The sequence below is a fragment of the Cloacibacillus evryensis DSM 19522 genome (assembly GCF_000585335.1).
GTDB classification, from domain to species: Bacteria; Synergistota; Synergistia; order Synergistales; family Synergistaceae; genus Cloacibacillus; species Cloacibacillus evryensis.
On sequence record NZ_KK073872.1, the window covers coordinates 2,499,540 to 2,513,514 of the forward strand.

Genomic DNA, 13,975 nt, shown 5'->3' on the forward strand with positions numbered 1-13,975 from the left:
GCATGGCGCAGCCCGAATACATAGGCGTAAAAGATATAGAGGGGCCCTTTATACTCGTTGAGAACGTAAGCGGCGTCGGTTACGGAGAACTTGTCGACATCCGCGACGGCAAAGGAGTGCGCCGCCACGGCCAGGTCAAATCGCTCAGTGAAAAGGCGACGCTCGTCCAGGTCTTCACGGGAACGGAAGAGCTCGTGCCGAACACGACGAAGGTACGCTTCCTCGGTAAACCGCTCGAAGTGCACCTCTCAAGATACATGCTCGGCCGTACCTTCAACGGACTCGGCGAGCCGCGCGACGGCTGCGGCGAGATCTACGGAGGCAAGCGCGTGAACATCAACGGACTGCCGCTGAACCCGATGGCGCGCCAGTACCCGCGCGACTTCATCCACACGGGGATCTCGGCCATCGACACGCTGACGACGCTGATCCGCGGCCAGAAGCTGCCGATATTCTCCGGCAACGGACTGCCGCACAACCAGCTCGCCGTCCAGATAGCGACGCAGGCGAAGGTCGTGGGCTCCGAAGAATTTGCCGTCGTCTTCGCGGGGATAGGCGTCAAGCACGACGACGCGGCCTATTTCACGCAGGAACTATCGACGCGCGGCCACTCCAACAACATCGTCACCTTCCTCAACCTGGCTGACGACCCCGTCATCGAGCGTATCGCCACGCCGAGAATGGCGCTCTCGACCGCGGAATACCTCGCCTACGAGCTTGGCATGCACGTCCTCGTGATCATGACGGACATGACGAGCTACTGCGAGGCGCTGCGCGAACTCGGCGTCGCCGCGGGAGAAGTGCCCAGCCGCAAAGGATACCCCGCCTACCTCTACAGCGACCTGGCCTCGCTCTACGAGCGCGCCGGCGTCGTGCGCGAGCGAGAGGGCAGCGTGACGCAGATACCGATCCTTACGATGCCCAACGACGACATCACACACCCGATCCCCGACCTTACCGGCTTCATCACCGAAGGTCAGATCGTCCTTTCGCGTGACCTCGACGCGAAAAACATCTACCCGCCGATAGACGTCCTCACAAGCCTTTCGCGCCTGATGAAGGACGGCATCGGCAAAGGGTACACGCGCGAGGACCATCCGAGCGTAGCGAGCCAGCTCTTCGCCTCCTACAGCAGGGTGCAGGAGGTACGTTCGCTCGCGGGAGTCGTCGGAGAGGACGAACTTTCAAAGACCGACAAAGCCTTCCTCGCCTTCGGACGCGTCTTTGAGGACCGATTCCTCAAACAGGGGAAAGAGGAAGACCGCGAGATCGGCTACTCGCTCGATATGGCATGGGACATCCTCGGAGAGCTGCCGGCGGGAGAGCTGACGCGCGTCAGCCTCGCCGACATCAAAGAGCACATAAAGAAGAAAGAGCAGTAGCGCAATACTGAGCGACACGACCAACCGCCCGCTGCTGATCGGCAGCGGGCTTTTATATATCAGAATCTATGTCAGCTTCCTATGATTATATGTTGACAACGTTCGTTTTATGATATAATTCTGAAATTATATTCACAATTTATGATTATGGAGGGAACGCAATGATAAATAATATCGCACTGGCGGGCTGCGGCAATGTCGGGACCGCGCTGCTTGAGATACTGCACGAGAAAAAGGCCGAGCTGAAGGAAAGGTATGGCTTTGAATATCAGGTGGTCCTCGTCAGCGATCTGATGAAGGGCATCGTGATGGACCCCAACGGCCTCGATCTGGGAAAGCTCCTTGACGAGATCCACGGCAAACGCAGCTTTGGGGCGCTGGCGCAGGCGGCGGGCCATTTTGAAGAGCTGCTCGACCGATCGGGAGCCACCGTCCTCGCCGAGTGTACGCCGACCAATCTCAAGACGGGAGAACCGGGGCTTGCGCACCTCAAGGCGGCGCTGTCGCGCGGCATCAATGTCACGACTACGAACAAGGGACCGATCGCCGTGGCCTTCGACGAATTGTGCCGGCTCGAGAAGGACTGCGGCGCGAAGCTCTGCTATGAGGGCGTGGTCATGAGCGGTACGCCGCTCATCGACATGATGAAGAACGGCATCGCGGGCTGCACCGTCCTCGGCCTTGAGGGGATACTCAACGGCACGACGAACTTTATCCTCACGAAGATGGGAGAGGGTTCCACCTACGCCGACGCGCTCGCCGAGGCGACGGCGCTCGGATATGCCGAGGCGGACCCCTCCGGCGACGTCGAGGGCTGGGACGCGGCGGTAAAGGTAGTCATACTCGCGAAGATCCTCTTCGGCAAGGACGTCGCCGTGAAGGACGTCACGCGCATCGGTATCACCCAGGTGACGCCGCAGCAGATCGCCGAGGCACGGCGCAGCGGCTTCACGATAAAGCTCGTCGCCGGCATCCGCTTTGACAGCTTCGGCATGCACCCCTACGTGATGCCCAAGGAGATCGCTTTAACGCATCCTCTGGCCGCGATCGGCGGCGCGACAAACGCCATCACCGTAAATACCGACAACCTGGGAGAGATCACCCTGGTCGGTCCCGGGGCGGGACGCCGTGAAACCGGACAGGCGCTCCTCTCTGATATGATAAGGATGAGCAGGTAAAAAACGGAGCGGGCCGCAGAGGCCCGCTCCATTTTTTGTATGATCGGATTATAAATTCAGCGTTTCAGCTCTCCGCTTTTCAGCTTGCTGTCAAAATCATTGACGAGGAAGCGCAGCTCCTTCGTCAGCAGCAGCAGCCCGATGAGGTTCGGGATCGCCATCAGCCCGTTGAGAGTGTCGGAGAGATCCCAGAGGTTCGCGAGAAAGTCGCTGCCGCCCCACGCGCCAAATACGATCAGCACCATCCAGAATATTTTGAACGGCTTTATCATCGCGCTGCTCTTCGTGATATAGACGAGTGCCGTCTCCGCGTACCAGTACCAGCCGAGTATCGTTGAAAGCGCGAACAGCGCGAGCGCCACCGAAAGGATCATGATGCCGCTGGGGCCGAGCACCGCGCTGAAGGCGGCAAGCGATAGCTGTGCGCCCGTCAGCTCCGGCTGCCCCGTCAGCACTCCCGTCGCGAGGATCGTGAGGGCGGTGAGGTTGCAGATGATTATCGTATCCATAAAGACTTCAAACAGCCCGTAAAGCCCCTGGCGTACGGGGTGGTCGGTGCGGGCGGCGCAGTGCACCATCGGCGCGGAGCCGAGTCCCGCCTCGTTGGAAAATACGCCGCGGGAGATGCCGCGCGTGATGGCGATCTTGACTGACCAGCCGGCCAGCGCCCCCGGCAGAGCCATCGGGTCGAAGAAAGCGCCGCGGAAGGCGTTAGCTATCGCCCCAGGGACCGCATCAAAGTGAGCGGACACTACGGCAAGCGCTCCAAGTATATAGAACACCGCCATGAAGGGAACGAGGTAGACCGTGACGGTGGCGATCCTCGTAAGGCCGCCCCAGATAACGAGCCCGACGATCGCCGCGATCACGACGCCGGTGACCAGATGCGAGACGCCGAATCCCATCGATATGCCCTCGGCGGTCGAGTTGGACTGCACCATGTTGCCGATGCCGAAGGAGGCGAGGATCGTGAAGACCGCGAAGATCATCGCGAGCCACTTCATGCCCAGCGCCTTTTCAAGGATGTACATCGTGCCGCCGCGATAGCTTCCCGCTCCGTCTTCCTCACGGTAACGGACGGCGAGCGTAACTTCGCTGAACTTAGTCGTCATGCCGAAGATGGCGGAGAACATCATCCAGACGAGGGCGCCGGGGCCGCCGAGGTGGAGGGCGGTCGCCACGCCGGCGATGTTTCCGGTGCCGACCGTAGCCGCCAGTGCCGTCGCCATCGCGGCAAACGAGGAGATCGTCCCCGCCCCCTCATTTTTCTTTCTGATATTCCCAAGTACCTCGCGGAACATCAGGGCAAAGTAGCGCAGCTGCGGGAAACGCAGGACGATCGTGAGCCAGATACCCGTGCCGACCAGCAGCGCGAGCATCCACGGCCCCCACACGATGCCGTTTACGAAACTGTTGAGCTTCCCAAACCATTCCACAATACTACCCCTCCACATCTGTTTTTATTTAGATGCGGAAAGAGCAGCATTAAATTACTGCCATGTAAAGCAAATCAAAGGGTCGCTTATAGATAATTTTTAACATAATCGACCATCTCACTTATTTTTATTTTGAAATGTCGTAAATAATCATTATCAGCCCTATTTTTTTCTGTAAAGATAGACGGCCATAGGCAGCGTGATCAGGCTGACAAACGCCCAACCGCCGGCGGCGGTGCATCCTGAGGATGACGACCGCTCTGACGGGGTGTCCTGACCGTCGGGCGGGACGGGGGAGACATCGGGCGAAACGACCGGCGGAATGTCGGGCCAGACGGGCGGAACGTCGGGAGAGGCCGCGGCGTCGTTCACGACGGCCAGGGCCGAGAGCGGCGCCGTTTTCGCGCCGCTTTTGTCAACGCCGCCGTCCAGGCTGCTCCTGTAGCCGGCAATCTGCGCCGTCAGCAGCGCCTCCCCCTTCGCCGCCCCCGCCGCAGTGACCGCGCGGCCGTCCACGGTTACGGATAGGCAGGCCGGGGGCTCGGCGCTTGCGGAAACGATGGAATAAAACTCGCCCCCGTCGGCGGGAGTGCCGGGATAGGTCTTCAGATCGACCGGCAGCGTCCGTGCCTCCCCGACGGCGAGAGTAAGATATGATGCGGAAAACGACGGTATCACGGTCGTCACAAATCCGGCAAGCCGAGCGCCGCTTAAGGGAACGCAGTCCCTCGCGGAGAGCGTGCCGTAGGCCACCGCGTCGCAGCCGCTCGGATAAACGGAGTCGGAGACGTCGGCGTTGGAAAGTTTGTTGCCGACCAGGCCGCCGGCGAAGGCCTTTCCTCCGGCGTCGACCGCGCCGCTGTTTGCCGAGTTCGTGAGCAGGCTCTTGCCCATCTCGCCGATAAGACCGCCGACCCGGGCCGCCGTTTGCCCCCCGCCCGATACCGCGGCGCTGTTGGAACAATTGGAAAAGACGTTTTCCACCGAGTTCGGGCCGGAATTGCACCATCCGGCGATACCGCCGGCGTAGGCATAGTTCGGAGTCCCCGCGGCGCCCACGGCTCCCATGTTTGCGCAGTTCACCGCCGAGGCGCCGTTATACGCCTTGCCGATGATCCCTCCCGATATTATCAGGCCGCCGCTCTGCCCCGTCCCTCCCACGCTTCCGAAGTTCAGGGCGTTCTGGATGGAGGTGCCGTAGGTGAAACCCATGACGCCGCCCCCGACGTTTGAGGAATATATGCTCCCCTTGTTTGCAGCGTCGTAGAGCACCCCGCCTTCGCCGACACCGGCAACGCCGCCGGCGATGTTCTGCACGAGGCCGACATCGCTGACCGAGACCGCCCCCTCGTTGCGGGACGACAGCACATAGCCTTTGACGCGCCCCGCAAGCCCTCCGGCGATGCTGTAGGTGGAGGTGCTCGCGCTGTTTACGGCGCCGTAATTGACGCAGCTGACGGCATAGCCCTCAAGGTGGGCTACGACGCCGCCGGCGATCGCGTGGTCCTCATCGCCAAAGTATCCTCCGCCCCCCTTTCCGGAAACGGAGACGGAGGCGAAGTTTTTACAATTAAAGATGACCGTCTCCGGCCCGGCGTAAGCGACGATGCCGCCGGAGAGAAGGTTGCTCCGCTGTCTGGTATTCGTCACCGTCCCCTCGACGGTAAGGTTGGCTATTTGGGCGTGCGCCCCGGAGAGGATAAGGAACAGCGCCGCGCCGGAATATTCCACCGTTCCGACGGGCACGGCGGACGACTGCGGCGCGGCGACCTTCAGTCCTCTGACCGTATGGCCGGCGCCGTTGAACTTGCCGCCGAACGGCGCTGACGCCGTCCCGATGGGGACCCAATCGGCATCTTTCAGGTCGATGTCGGCGGTAAGGCGGACGGTTACGCCGCTGTAGTCATCGCCGGCATTTACGCTGTCGCGGAAGGCCGCCAACTGTCCGGCGCTGCCGATCTCGGTCACCGTGGCGCTTTCCGCGCCGGCGGGGCAGGCGGCCGCCGCCAGAAACAAAATAACCGCTATATATATTGTTTTGGATAATCTCTTCATGACACACCTCTTCGTAAAATATTTCTCACAAAAAGGATAGTCTCTAAGCGCGGCGGCGGACAGCGGGAAACCCGCCCCGCGCCGCTACGCATAACGGCCTGGATCACAAGTTTGCCCTTTGTATCGTCACTCCGCCAGGAAAAAGAAAAAAGCGCCGTCGCAGGGACGGCGCTCTCTCTTAAACTAAAGGCTCGATCGGTTATTTCGTGTTCGCCTTAAGGCGTCCCTGGTCGTCGAAATGGTTGAGAGCCTCGCTCACGACCTTGCTCAGGCCGATAAGGGCGATAAGGTTCGGGAAGACCATGATGCCGTTGAAGAAGTCGGCAAGCTCCCAGACGAGGTCAAGCTTAAGCGTGGCTCCGAGCACGACGAAGGCCATGACCACTATGCGGTATGGAGTAAGTCCCTTGTTGCCGAAGAGGAACTTGACGTTCTGCTCGCCGAAGAAGTACCAGCCGACGATCGTCGAGAAGGCGAAGAAGAACATGCATATCGCGACGAACGGGAGGCCGAAGGAGCCGAGCCCCGTCGAGAAGGCGCTCTGCGTAAGCGCGATGCCGCTCGTCTTGCCGTCGATGGCGCCCGTGACAAAGATTACGAAAGCCGTCATGTTAAGGACGAGGAAGGTGTCGACGAAGACTCCCATGATGGCGACGAAGCCCTGCTCGGCAGGGTCCTTCACCTTGGCGACGGCGTGGGCGTGCGGAGTGGAGCCCATGCCGGCCTCATTTGAGAAGAGGCCGCGCGCGACGCCGTAGCGGATCGCTTCCTTCATCGTTGCGCCGATAAGGCCGCCTGTCGCCGCAGCGGGATTAAAGGCGCCCTCAAAGACCATGCCGAAGGCCGGGATGATGTGCGAGGCATGGGTCACAAGGATGTACAGGCCGCCGAGGAGATAACCGGCCGCCATGATCGGGACGATCTTTTCCGTGATAGAGGCGATACGGCCCATTCCTCCGAAGAAGACGAAGCCGCCGATCGCCGCGACGATGACGCCGATAAGGAGGCGGTTCACGCCGAAAGCATTGTTGAAGGCATCGGCGATCGAATTCGACTGCACCATATTACCGATAAAACCGAGAGCCATGATGATGGCCACCGAGAAGAATACCGCAAGGCCGTTGCTCTTGAGGCCGCGTGAAATGTAATAAGCCGGTCCGCCGACGACGCCGCCGTCAGGCATCTTTTCCTTATAGACCTGGGCGAGCACCGCTTCCGCGAAGATCGTCGCCATTCCGAAAAAGGCCGCGATCCACATCCAGAAGATGGCGCCGGGGCCGCCCATCGCGATCGCCGTCGCCGCGCCGGCGAGGTTTCCCGTGCCGACCTGAGCCGCTATCGCCGTCGCGAGCGCCTGGAAGGAGCTCATGCCGTCCTTGCCCGCGCGCTCACCAAAAATCGTCAGCTGCCCGAAGGTGTACTTAAAAGCCATCGCGAACTTGCGTATTTGGACAAAATTCAGCCGCAGGGTAAAGTAGAGCCCGGTACCGCAGAGAAGCGGGATGAGACAATAAAGCCCCCAAATAAAACTGTTGGCCTTTGACACCAGTGCTGTTAACTGATCCATAGAAAAATCCTCTCCTGTTCTTCAGATAATTAAGACAAACTATACTGTTGCTTAAACATTATGGCGCTCATCGGGCTATCCACAGATATATATTAAATCGCGAAACGCTCGATATCTGGATTATAGTATCGAAAGGGAAAATTGTAAATTATTATCTGTCTTTAAAAGACATTTTATCATTTTCTTGTTATATCAAACAAAGAATCAATCAATAACTGCCGTCCGCGGCCCCGCTTTTGTTTTTACGTACAAAAAAACGCGGTCCGGAAGCTTTAAGCCCCCGGACCGCTGCAGGTTAAAATGGTGAGAATCTACAAAAACACTAATTAATACACTTTGTCGTATAAAACCTGACGCATCGTCCGCTGATTAGATGTGCCAGCCGCTAAACAGGCAGTCCCTGAGCGGGGCGGAGGCGTATTCGTATACGTTGGAGCCACGGTCGGGGGCTGCCTGTGACGCGGATGGTGCATATAATCAGTGGTTCCCTACCTCCCAGGTATTATCTCTATCCAGTATCCGTCGGGATCTTCGATAAAATAGATCCCCATATCGCTGTTTTCGTAGCAGATGCAGCCCATCTCCTCATGGAGTTTATGCGCCGCCTCAAAATCCGACACATGCATCGCGAGGTGAAACTCCGCCTCGCCGAGGCCGTATGGCTCCTTACGGTCAAAGAGATATGTCAGCTCCAACTCGAAAGAGGTGACTCCGTCGCCAAGGTAAACGAGCGTGAAGTTCTCGCTCTCCTTGCGGTGCGCCTCCTTAAGGCCGAGCGCCTTTTCATAGAAGGCCAGGCTCCGTTCAAGGTCGAGAACGTTAAAGTTAAAGTGATTGAATGTGAATTTCATAGCGCGTATCCCCTACAGCAGCGCCCTGTTGAGGATAAAAAGCACCGCGAGCACGTAGAGCAGCCAGTTGACCTCTTTGCCGCGCCCCATGAGCAGCTTCAGCGCGACATAGGAGACGATGCCAAACTCGATGCCAGCCGCGATGCTGTAGGCAAAGGGCATCATGAAGAAGGCGATGATCGCCGGGAAGAATTCGGTCCAGTCGCTGAAATCCATATCCTTGAAGCCCATCATCATGTAGCCGCCCACCATTATCAGCGCCGGCGCGGTGGCGCAAGCGGGGACGATCGAGATCAGCGGGCTGAAGAAGGTCGCAAGCAGGAACAATATGCCGACGGTGAGCGCCGTCAGGCCGGTGCGGCCGCCCTGCTCGACGCCGCTGGCGCTCTCCACGAAGGTCGTGACCGTCGAGGTGCCCAGCACCGCGCCCGCCGTCGTGCCGATCGCGTCCGACATCAGCGCCTGGCTCGCCTTCGGCAGGCGACCGTCCTTGTCAAGCATATCGGCGCGGCTGGCGACGCCGACGAGGGTGCCGACCGTGTCAAAGAAATCAACAAAAAAGAAGGTCAGGACGATGACCCAGAAGGTGGGCTGCGCGATCATCGAGAAATCCATCTTCATGAATATCGGCGAGAGCGACGGCGGCATCGATACGATGCCAGCAGGCATCTTCGTGATGCCGAGGGGAATGCCGGCGAGCGTCACGGCGACTATGCCGATGAGGATGCCGCCCGTCACCCGGCGGGTCTCAAGCGTGACCATGAGCAACAGCCCCGCGAGGGCCAGCAGGCCGCCGGCGTTGCTGCGGAGCGGCGAAAGGCCGACGAGGACCGCGGGATTGGCAACGACCAGCCCCGCGCTCTGGAGGCCGATAAAGGTGATGAAGATGCCGATGCCGGCGGATACGCCGATCTTCAGCGTCTTCGGGATCGAGTTGACGACCTCTTCGCGCACCTTCGTGCAGGTCAGCAGGATAAAGATGACGCCTTCGATAAAGATCGCCGCGAGAGCCACCTGCCAGGGGATCTTCATCCCCAGCACGACGGTGAAGGCAAAAAAGGCGTTAAGCCCCATGCCGGGAGCCAGAGCGAAAGGATAGTTGGCGAGGAACGCCATCAGGAAAGTCGCCAGCGAAGCGCCCAGACAGGTCGCCACCAGCAGCGATCCGAAAGGCATGCCGGTCGTGGAGAGTATCCCGGGGTTTACAAAAATGATATAAGCCATAGTCATAAATGTCGTGATACCCGCGAGAATCTCTGTACGTACGTCCGTTCCGTGCTCGGAGAGCTTAAATTGTTTCTCAAACCAAGCGTTCATAAAGTTTCCTCCTTATAAAGTTGTATTAAAAGGAAAAGGGGGAATACCGACGCTCCCCGCTTTCCAGATAACCTAATAGCCGATGAAAGACCAGACGGCGCATACGACCGCGAAGACCGCCGCGACCGCAATGCATACAGTCTTAAATATATCTCTCTCCGCCCGTTTTTCCCTTTTCTTGTCCAACGTAAACACCTCTTTGAATATTATAAGATATTTTCCATATTTTAACCGTCGGACGATCCATTTTCTTCCGTATTACTGCTAACAGTCTCCTCCAGCCGCGAACAGAAACTCCTGACTTCGGCCAGCGTCCGTGCCAGCTTTCGCGGCGGGACCGGCGCCAGGGCCTCCATCATCCAGCCGTAGAGCTCATTCACCAGCACGTCGGCCGTCTCCCGGCCGAACGCGGTAAACTTGATGACCTTGCGGCGGCGGTCGGTCGGGTGCGCCAAGCGTTCTATTATGCCCCGTTTCTCAAGGCTGTCAAGCGTCGAGGTCATCGTCTGCCGCGGCACGCCGAGATAGTCGGCGATGACAGAGGGCTCCATGCCTTCGGGGCGGAGGTGAAGCTCCTCCATCAGAGACATCGCGTTCGTGGAAAAACCGCGGCTCTCGGCCCAATATGAATAAACCTGATCATAGCGCCGCATCAGGTCGGAGACTTCAAGTATAGTCCTAAGATTTTCTTCCTTCATCTTCTCGTCCCGTCCTTATAAAAGACCTATAGAAACACTGATTAATTCACTTTGTCATATAAAACCTGACACATCGTCCGCTGATTAAATGTGCCAGCCGCTAAACAGGCAGTCCCTGAGCGGGGCGGACGGCCAGAGAGCCAAATCAACGATTTTCTGATTTGTGCGAGTTGGCTGGTAGTCCCATCAGGCGTATATTAATACGTTGGAGCCACGGTCGGGGGCTGCCTGTGACGCGTAGCTGAGATAGGGAATCTGTGATTCCCGTCATCGAAGCTAGTAGTTACATCAGATGGTGCATTTAATCAGCGGCTCCCCATGATACTGCCGCCGGAAAGCGGAATCCGCCTCGCGTTCCCCCGTCTCCACATTATAACGAAAATCATGGCGAGCGTCATATTCGTGAAGAACATCGCCAGCCAGACGCCGTCAAGCGAAAAGAGGAGCGGCAGCGTCCAGAGAAAGAGCGGCTGCAAGATAAACGGGTCGCCGTAGGTCAGCATGGAGGCCATGTCGCTCCGGCCGACCGCCTGATAATATGACGCCCCCACCTTCGCGAGCCCAAGAAAGGGAAAAACGGGCACGGAAAGCAGCAGCCCGCGCGCCGCGACCTCCGCGGCCTCCCCGTGCATCGAGAAAAAGGCCGGCACGAGCCTGTTGCTGAAAAATACCAGCAGCGAGCAGGCGGCCCCGACAGAGACAGCCGTGGTAAAACCGAGCCGCGCCGTGAGCCGGCGGCGCGCGCCGAGGCTGGCGCCGTGGTAATAGCTGATCAGAGGCTGGATGCCCTCGGCTATCCCCTCCTCCAGCATCACTCCCACAGGGACGATGTAGCCGACCACCGCGTAAGCGGCGACGCCAATATCTCCGCCGTAGGCAAGAGACTGCCAATTGTAGAGGATCATCGTGACGGCCGTCGCGATCTGCACGCCAAAGGGAGAGGCCCCCATCACGAAGATCCGGCGGACAAGAGGACGCCAGGGGCGCACCAAACGCGCGCGCAGCCGGACCTTCGACATTCCCAGCAGGAAATGGGCGGAGAGCAGGACGGCCGATACCGTCTGCGACGCCGCCGTGGCCCAGGCCGCGCCAGCTATCCCGAAGGGAAAGACAATGACCCACAGCCAGTCGAGCACGATATTGGTGCCGAAGGCCGCGATCATGATAAACATCGCTTTGCGCGGAAAACCGTCGTTCCGCACCGCGCCGAGCATCGCCATCGTGACGACCTGCGCCGGGGAGGATATTATCAGTATCCACGCGTAAAGGCGCGCCATCCCGGCGATCTCGGGCGAGACGTCGTAAAAGGTCAGCAGATATTCCGCCAGCGGCGTCAGCAGAAGGCTCGACAGCGCCGAGGCCGCGACCATCAGAAAGACCATCGCGCCAAGTATGCGCTGCGCAAGCGCCTCCCTCCGGCGTCCCATGCTGATGGCGATGAGGGCCCCGCCGCCGACGCCGATACCGGCGCCGATCGCCGTCACAATGACTGAGAAGGGAAACGCGAGCCCGATCGCCGCGAGGCCGTCCTGCCCCACCCCCCAGCCGACGAAGTATCCGTCCACGATCGTGTATATGCCGCTCAAGAGCTGCGAACTCAGCGCCGGCAGCACAAACATAAAAAAGAGCTTCGTCAGCTCTCTGTAATTTCTAGTATGGAACATAGTTAAGACCTCCGATTTTCCCGCGCCCCCGGCAGACGCGCCGCCGCGCAAGCTTTTGCGCAAAATATACTATGCATTCATATAATACGATTACGGATTATATTATAACGGATTTTATTTTACAGTCAAGGCCGGCCTACAGAAAGCTCATGAAAAAGATAAGGCCCGACGACACACCGGCGATTAAAGGCATCGACCGGCTGGGCAGGAACTATGATGAGATCCTTGAACAGTGGCGCTTTATTACCAAAAACGGTGACCGGCACGGATAGGCCACAGGTACACGGAACGGAACTTGGAGATCAAGGAAAGATTCCCGATGTTGTGAATTTGGGGATTTAGTGGTATTTTCTATAACTACTATATTGAAAACCGCCGGTCCGGCCTTTATTTACCTGAGAGCCTCGCCGCAAGCGGAAACAGGGAGGTTCTGTCAATCATGAAGCTGTTCGTCGCGCCAAGCAAAAATTCAGCGGAGCATCATGCGCGCATGACGGAGGCTCCGGTCGGGCCGCTCATTATTTCGCTCGCCATTCCGACGATAATCAGCATGTTGGTCACGACGCTTTACAACACCGCAGACACATATTTTGTCTCCCAGCTCGGCACCAGCGCGAGCGGCGCGGTCGGAGTCGTCTTTTCGCTGATGGCGATCTTCCAGGCGATCGGCTTCACCCTCGGCATGGGTTCCGGCAGCATGATCGCGCGCGTGCTCGGCGCGGGAGACAGTAAAACGGCGAGCGTCTACGGCTCGACCTCTTTTTTCGGCGCGATCATTATGGGGGTGCTCCTCTGCGCGGGCGGGCTGATCTTTATCGACGGCCTGATGCGGCTGCTCGGTTCTACTCCGACGATACTGCCCTACGCGCGAAGCTACGCAAGCTGGATACTGCTCGGCGCGCCGGTGATGTGCGCCTCTTTCGTAATGAACAATATCCTTCGTTCGGAGGGTCACGCCGCCTTCGCGATGTGCGGCCTTGTGACCGGAGGGCTGCTGAATATCGCGCTGGACCCCATTTTTATTTTCACCTTCGGACTGGGTATCTCGGGAGCGGCGCTTGCGACGCTGCTCAGCCAGTGCGTCAGCTTCTCGATCATGATCTCCTTCTGCCTGCGCGGCAAGAGCCTGGTGAGGCTCCATTTGAAGAATCTCTCGCACAGGCCGCGGATCTATTTTGACATCCTCCGGCTCGGCTGTCCGTCGCTTTCACGCCAAGGGCTGGCCAGTATCTCCACAGCCGCGCTGAACGTGAGCGCCGCCGCCTACGGAGACCCCGCCGTCGCCGCGATGTCCATCGTCGGCAGGATATTCATTTTCATCCTCTCGGTGATGATCGGCCTCGGCCAGGGATTTTCGCCCGTCGTGGGCTATAATTACGGCTCCCGGCGCTACGGGCGCGTGCGCAAAGCTTTCTGGTTCACCGTCAAGGCCGGCATGGTGCTGATGGCTTTCATGACGCTCGCGGGATGGATATTCGCGCCGGAGATAATCGCCCTTTTCCGCAGGGAGGATGCCGTCGTCATCGCGATCGGCACGCGCGCGATGCGTTTTCAGTGTTCCGTGCTGCTCCTGCAGCCGCTATTCGTCACGACGAACATGATGCTCCAGGCCTCCGGCTTCGCATGGCGCGCGACGTTCCTCGCCTGCACGCGGCAGGGCATCTATTTCATCCCGCTCATCATATTGCTGCCGGGGATCTTCGGACTTACCGGCGTGGAAATGACGCAGACCGTCTCCGATATTTTCAGCTTCACGACGAGCCTGCCCTTCCTCTATTATTTCATTAGGATGTTAAAAGAAAAAGAAAGGTTTCAATAAGGGGCAAT

11 protein-coding genes are annotated in these 13,975 nt (G+C 58.8%); 4 read left to right on the forward strand and 7 right to left on the reverse strand.

Features of this window, described 5'->3' with window-relative positions; genetic code table 11:
* Window positions 1–2 precede the first annotated feature (2 nt).
* Together CLOEV_RS11225 and CLOEV_RS11230 are read left to right on the forward strand one after the other, a co-directional pair.
* Complete coding sequence (locus tag CLOEV_RS11225; protein WP_008712948.1) at window positions 3–1,382, forward strand: V-type ATP synthase subunit B; 1,380 nt, start codon at window positions 3–5, stop codon at window positions 1,380–1,382.
* Window positions 1,383–1,543: 161 nt separating this feature from the next.
* A complete protein-coding gene (locus CLOEV_RS11230; protein WP_008712950.1) occupies window positions 1,544–2,560 on the forward strand; it encodes a homoserine dehydrogenase in 1,017 nt (338 codons plus the stop codon).
* Between the two features lie 56 nt (window positions 2,561–2,616).
* Here CLOEV_RS11230 and CLOEV_RS11235 read toward each other — a convergent pair whose 3' ends face one another.
* The 7 genes from CLOEV_RS11235 to CLOEV_RS11265 form a co-directional block, all read right to left on the reverse strand.
* Window positions 2,617–3,996: an alanine/glycine:cation symporter family protein gene (locus CLOEV_RS11235; RefSeq protein ID WP_034443773.1), complete on the reverse strand. Its 1,380-nt coding sequence runs from the start codon at window positions 3,994–3,996 to the stop codon at window positions 2,617–2,619.
* 162 nt (window positions 3,997–4,158) lie between these two features.
* Window positions 4,159–6,051 (reverse strand): hypothetical protein, encoded by a 1,893-nt coding sequence (locus tag CLOEV_RS11240; protein WP_034443776.1) that lies wholly within the window; start codon window positions 6,049–6,051, stop codon window positions 4,159–4,161.
* Between the two features lie 199 nt (window positions 6,052–6,250).
* Complete coding sequence (locus CLOEV_RS11245; RefSeq protein WP_034443779.1) at window positions 6,251–7,618, reverse strand: alanine/glycine:cation symporter family protein; 1,368 nt, start codon at window positions 7,616–7,618, stop codon at window positions 6,251–6,253.
* 488 nt (window positions 7,619–8,106) lie between these two features.
* Entirely contained in the window at window positions 8,107–8,469 is a 363-nt protein-coding gene (locus CLOEV_RS11250; RefSeq protein ID WP_034443781.1) for a VOC family protein, read from the reverse strand.
* A gap of 12 nt (window positions 8,470–8,481) precedes the next feature.
* Window positions 8,482–9,786: an NCS2 family permease gene (locus CLOEV_RS11255; RefSeq protein WP_034443783.1), complete on the reverse strand. Its 1,305-nt coding sequence runs from the start codon at window positions 9,784–9,786 to the stop codon at window positions 8,482–8,484.
* Window positions 9,787–10,013: 227 nt separating this feature from the next.
* On the reverse strand, window positions 10,014–10,484 hold the full coding sequence (locus CLOEV_RS16120; protein WP_008712961.1) for a MarR family winged helix-turn-helix transcriptional regulator: 471 nt from the start codon (window positions 10,482–10,484) through the stop codon (window positions 10,014–10,016).
* Window positions 10,485–10,789: 305 nt separating this feature from the next.
* Window positions 10,790–12,148 (reverse strand): MATE family efflux transporter, encoded by a 1,359-nt coding sequence (locus CLOEV_RS11265; protein ID WP_034443786.1) that lies wholly within the window; start codon window positions 12,146–12,148, stop codon window positions 10,790–10,792.
* Window positions 12,149–12,297: 149 nt separating this feature from the next.
* Here CLOEV_RS11265 and CLOEV_RS17475 point away from each other — a divergent pair, with 149 nt between their 5' ends.
* Window positions 12,298–12,420: a recombinase family protein gene (locus CLOEV_RS17475; protein ID WP_256181218.1), complete on the forward strand. Its 123-nt coding sequence runs from the start codon at window positions 12,298–12,300 to the stop codon at window positions 12,418–12,420.
* Between the two features lie 167 nt (window positions 12,421–12,587).
* On the forward strand, window positions 12,588–13,967 hold the full coding sequence (locus CLOEV_RS11275) for an MATE family efflux transporter (RefSeq protein ID WP_034443793.1): 1,380 nt from the start codon (window positions 12,588–12,590) through the stop codon (window positions 13,965–13,967).
* Window positions 13,968–13,975: the final 8 nt, after the last annotated feature.

Excerpts from the sequence above, each read along its gene's own strand:
- CLOEV_RS16120 (WP_008712961.1), bottom strand. The coding sequence starts at position 10,484 with ATGAAGGAAGAAAATCTTAGGACTATACTTGAAGTCTCCGACCTGATG.
- CLOEV_RS11240 (WP_034443776.1), bottom strand. The coding sequence starts at position 6,051 with ATGAAGAGATTATCCAAAACAATATATATAGCGGTTATTTTGTTTCTG.
- CLOEV_RS11250 (WP_034443781.1), bottom strand. The coding sequence starts at position 8,469 with ATGAAATTCACATTCAATCACTTTAACTTTAACGTTCTCGACCTTGAA.
- CLOEV_RS11265 (WP_034443786.1), bottom strand. The coding sequence starts at position 12,148 with ATGTTCCATACTAGAAATTACAGAGAGCTGACGAAGCTCTTTTTTATG.
- CLOEV_RS17475 (WP_256181218.1), top strand. The coding sequence starts at position 12,298 with ATGAAAAAGATAAGGCCCGACGACACACCGGCGATTAAAGGCATCGAC.
- CLOEV_RS11230 (WP_008712950.1), top strand. The coding sequence starts at position 1,544 with ATGATAAATAATATCGCACTGGCGGGCTGCGGCAATGTCGGGACCGCG.
- CLOEV_RS11245 (WP_034443779.1), bottom strand. The coding sequence starts at position 7,618 with ATGGATCAGTTAACAGCACTGGTGTCAAAGGCCAACAGTTTTATTTGG.
- CLOEV_RS11275 (WP_034443793.1), top strand. The coding sequence starts at position 12,588 with ATGAAGCTGTTCGTCGCGCCAAGCAAAAATTCAGCGGAGCATCATGCG.
- CLOEV_RS11225 (WP_008712948.1), top strand. The coding sequence starts at position 3 with ATGGCGCAGCCCGAATACATAGGCGTAAAAGATATAGAGGGGCCCTTT.
- CLOEV_RS11255 (WP_034443783.1), bottom strand. The coding sequence starts at position 9,786 with ATGAACGCTTGGTTTGAGAAACAATTTAAGCTCTCCGAGCACGGAACG.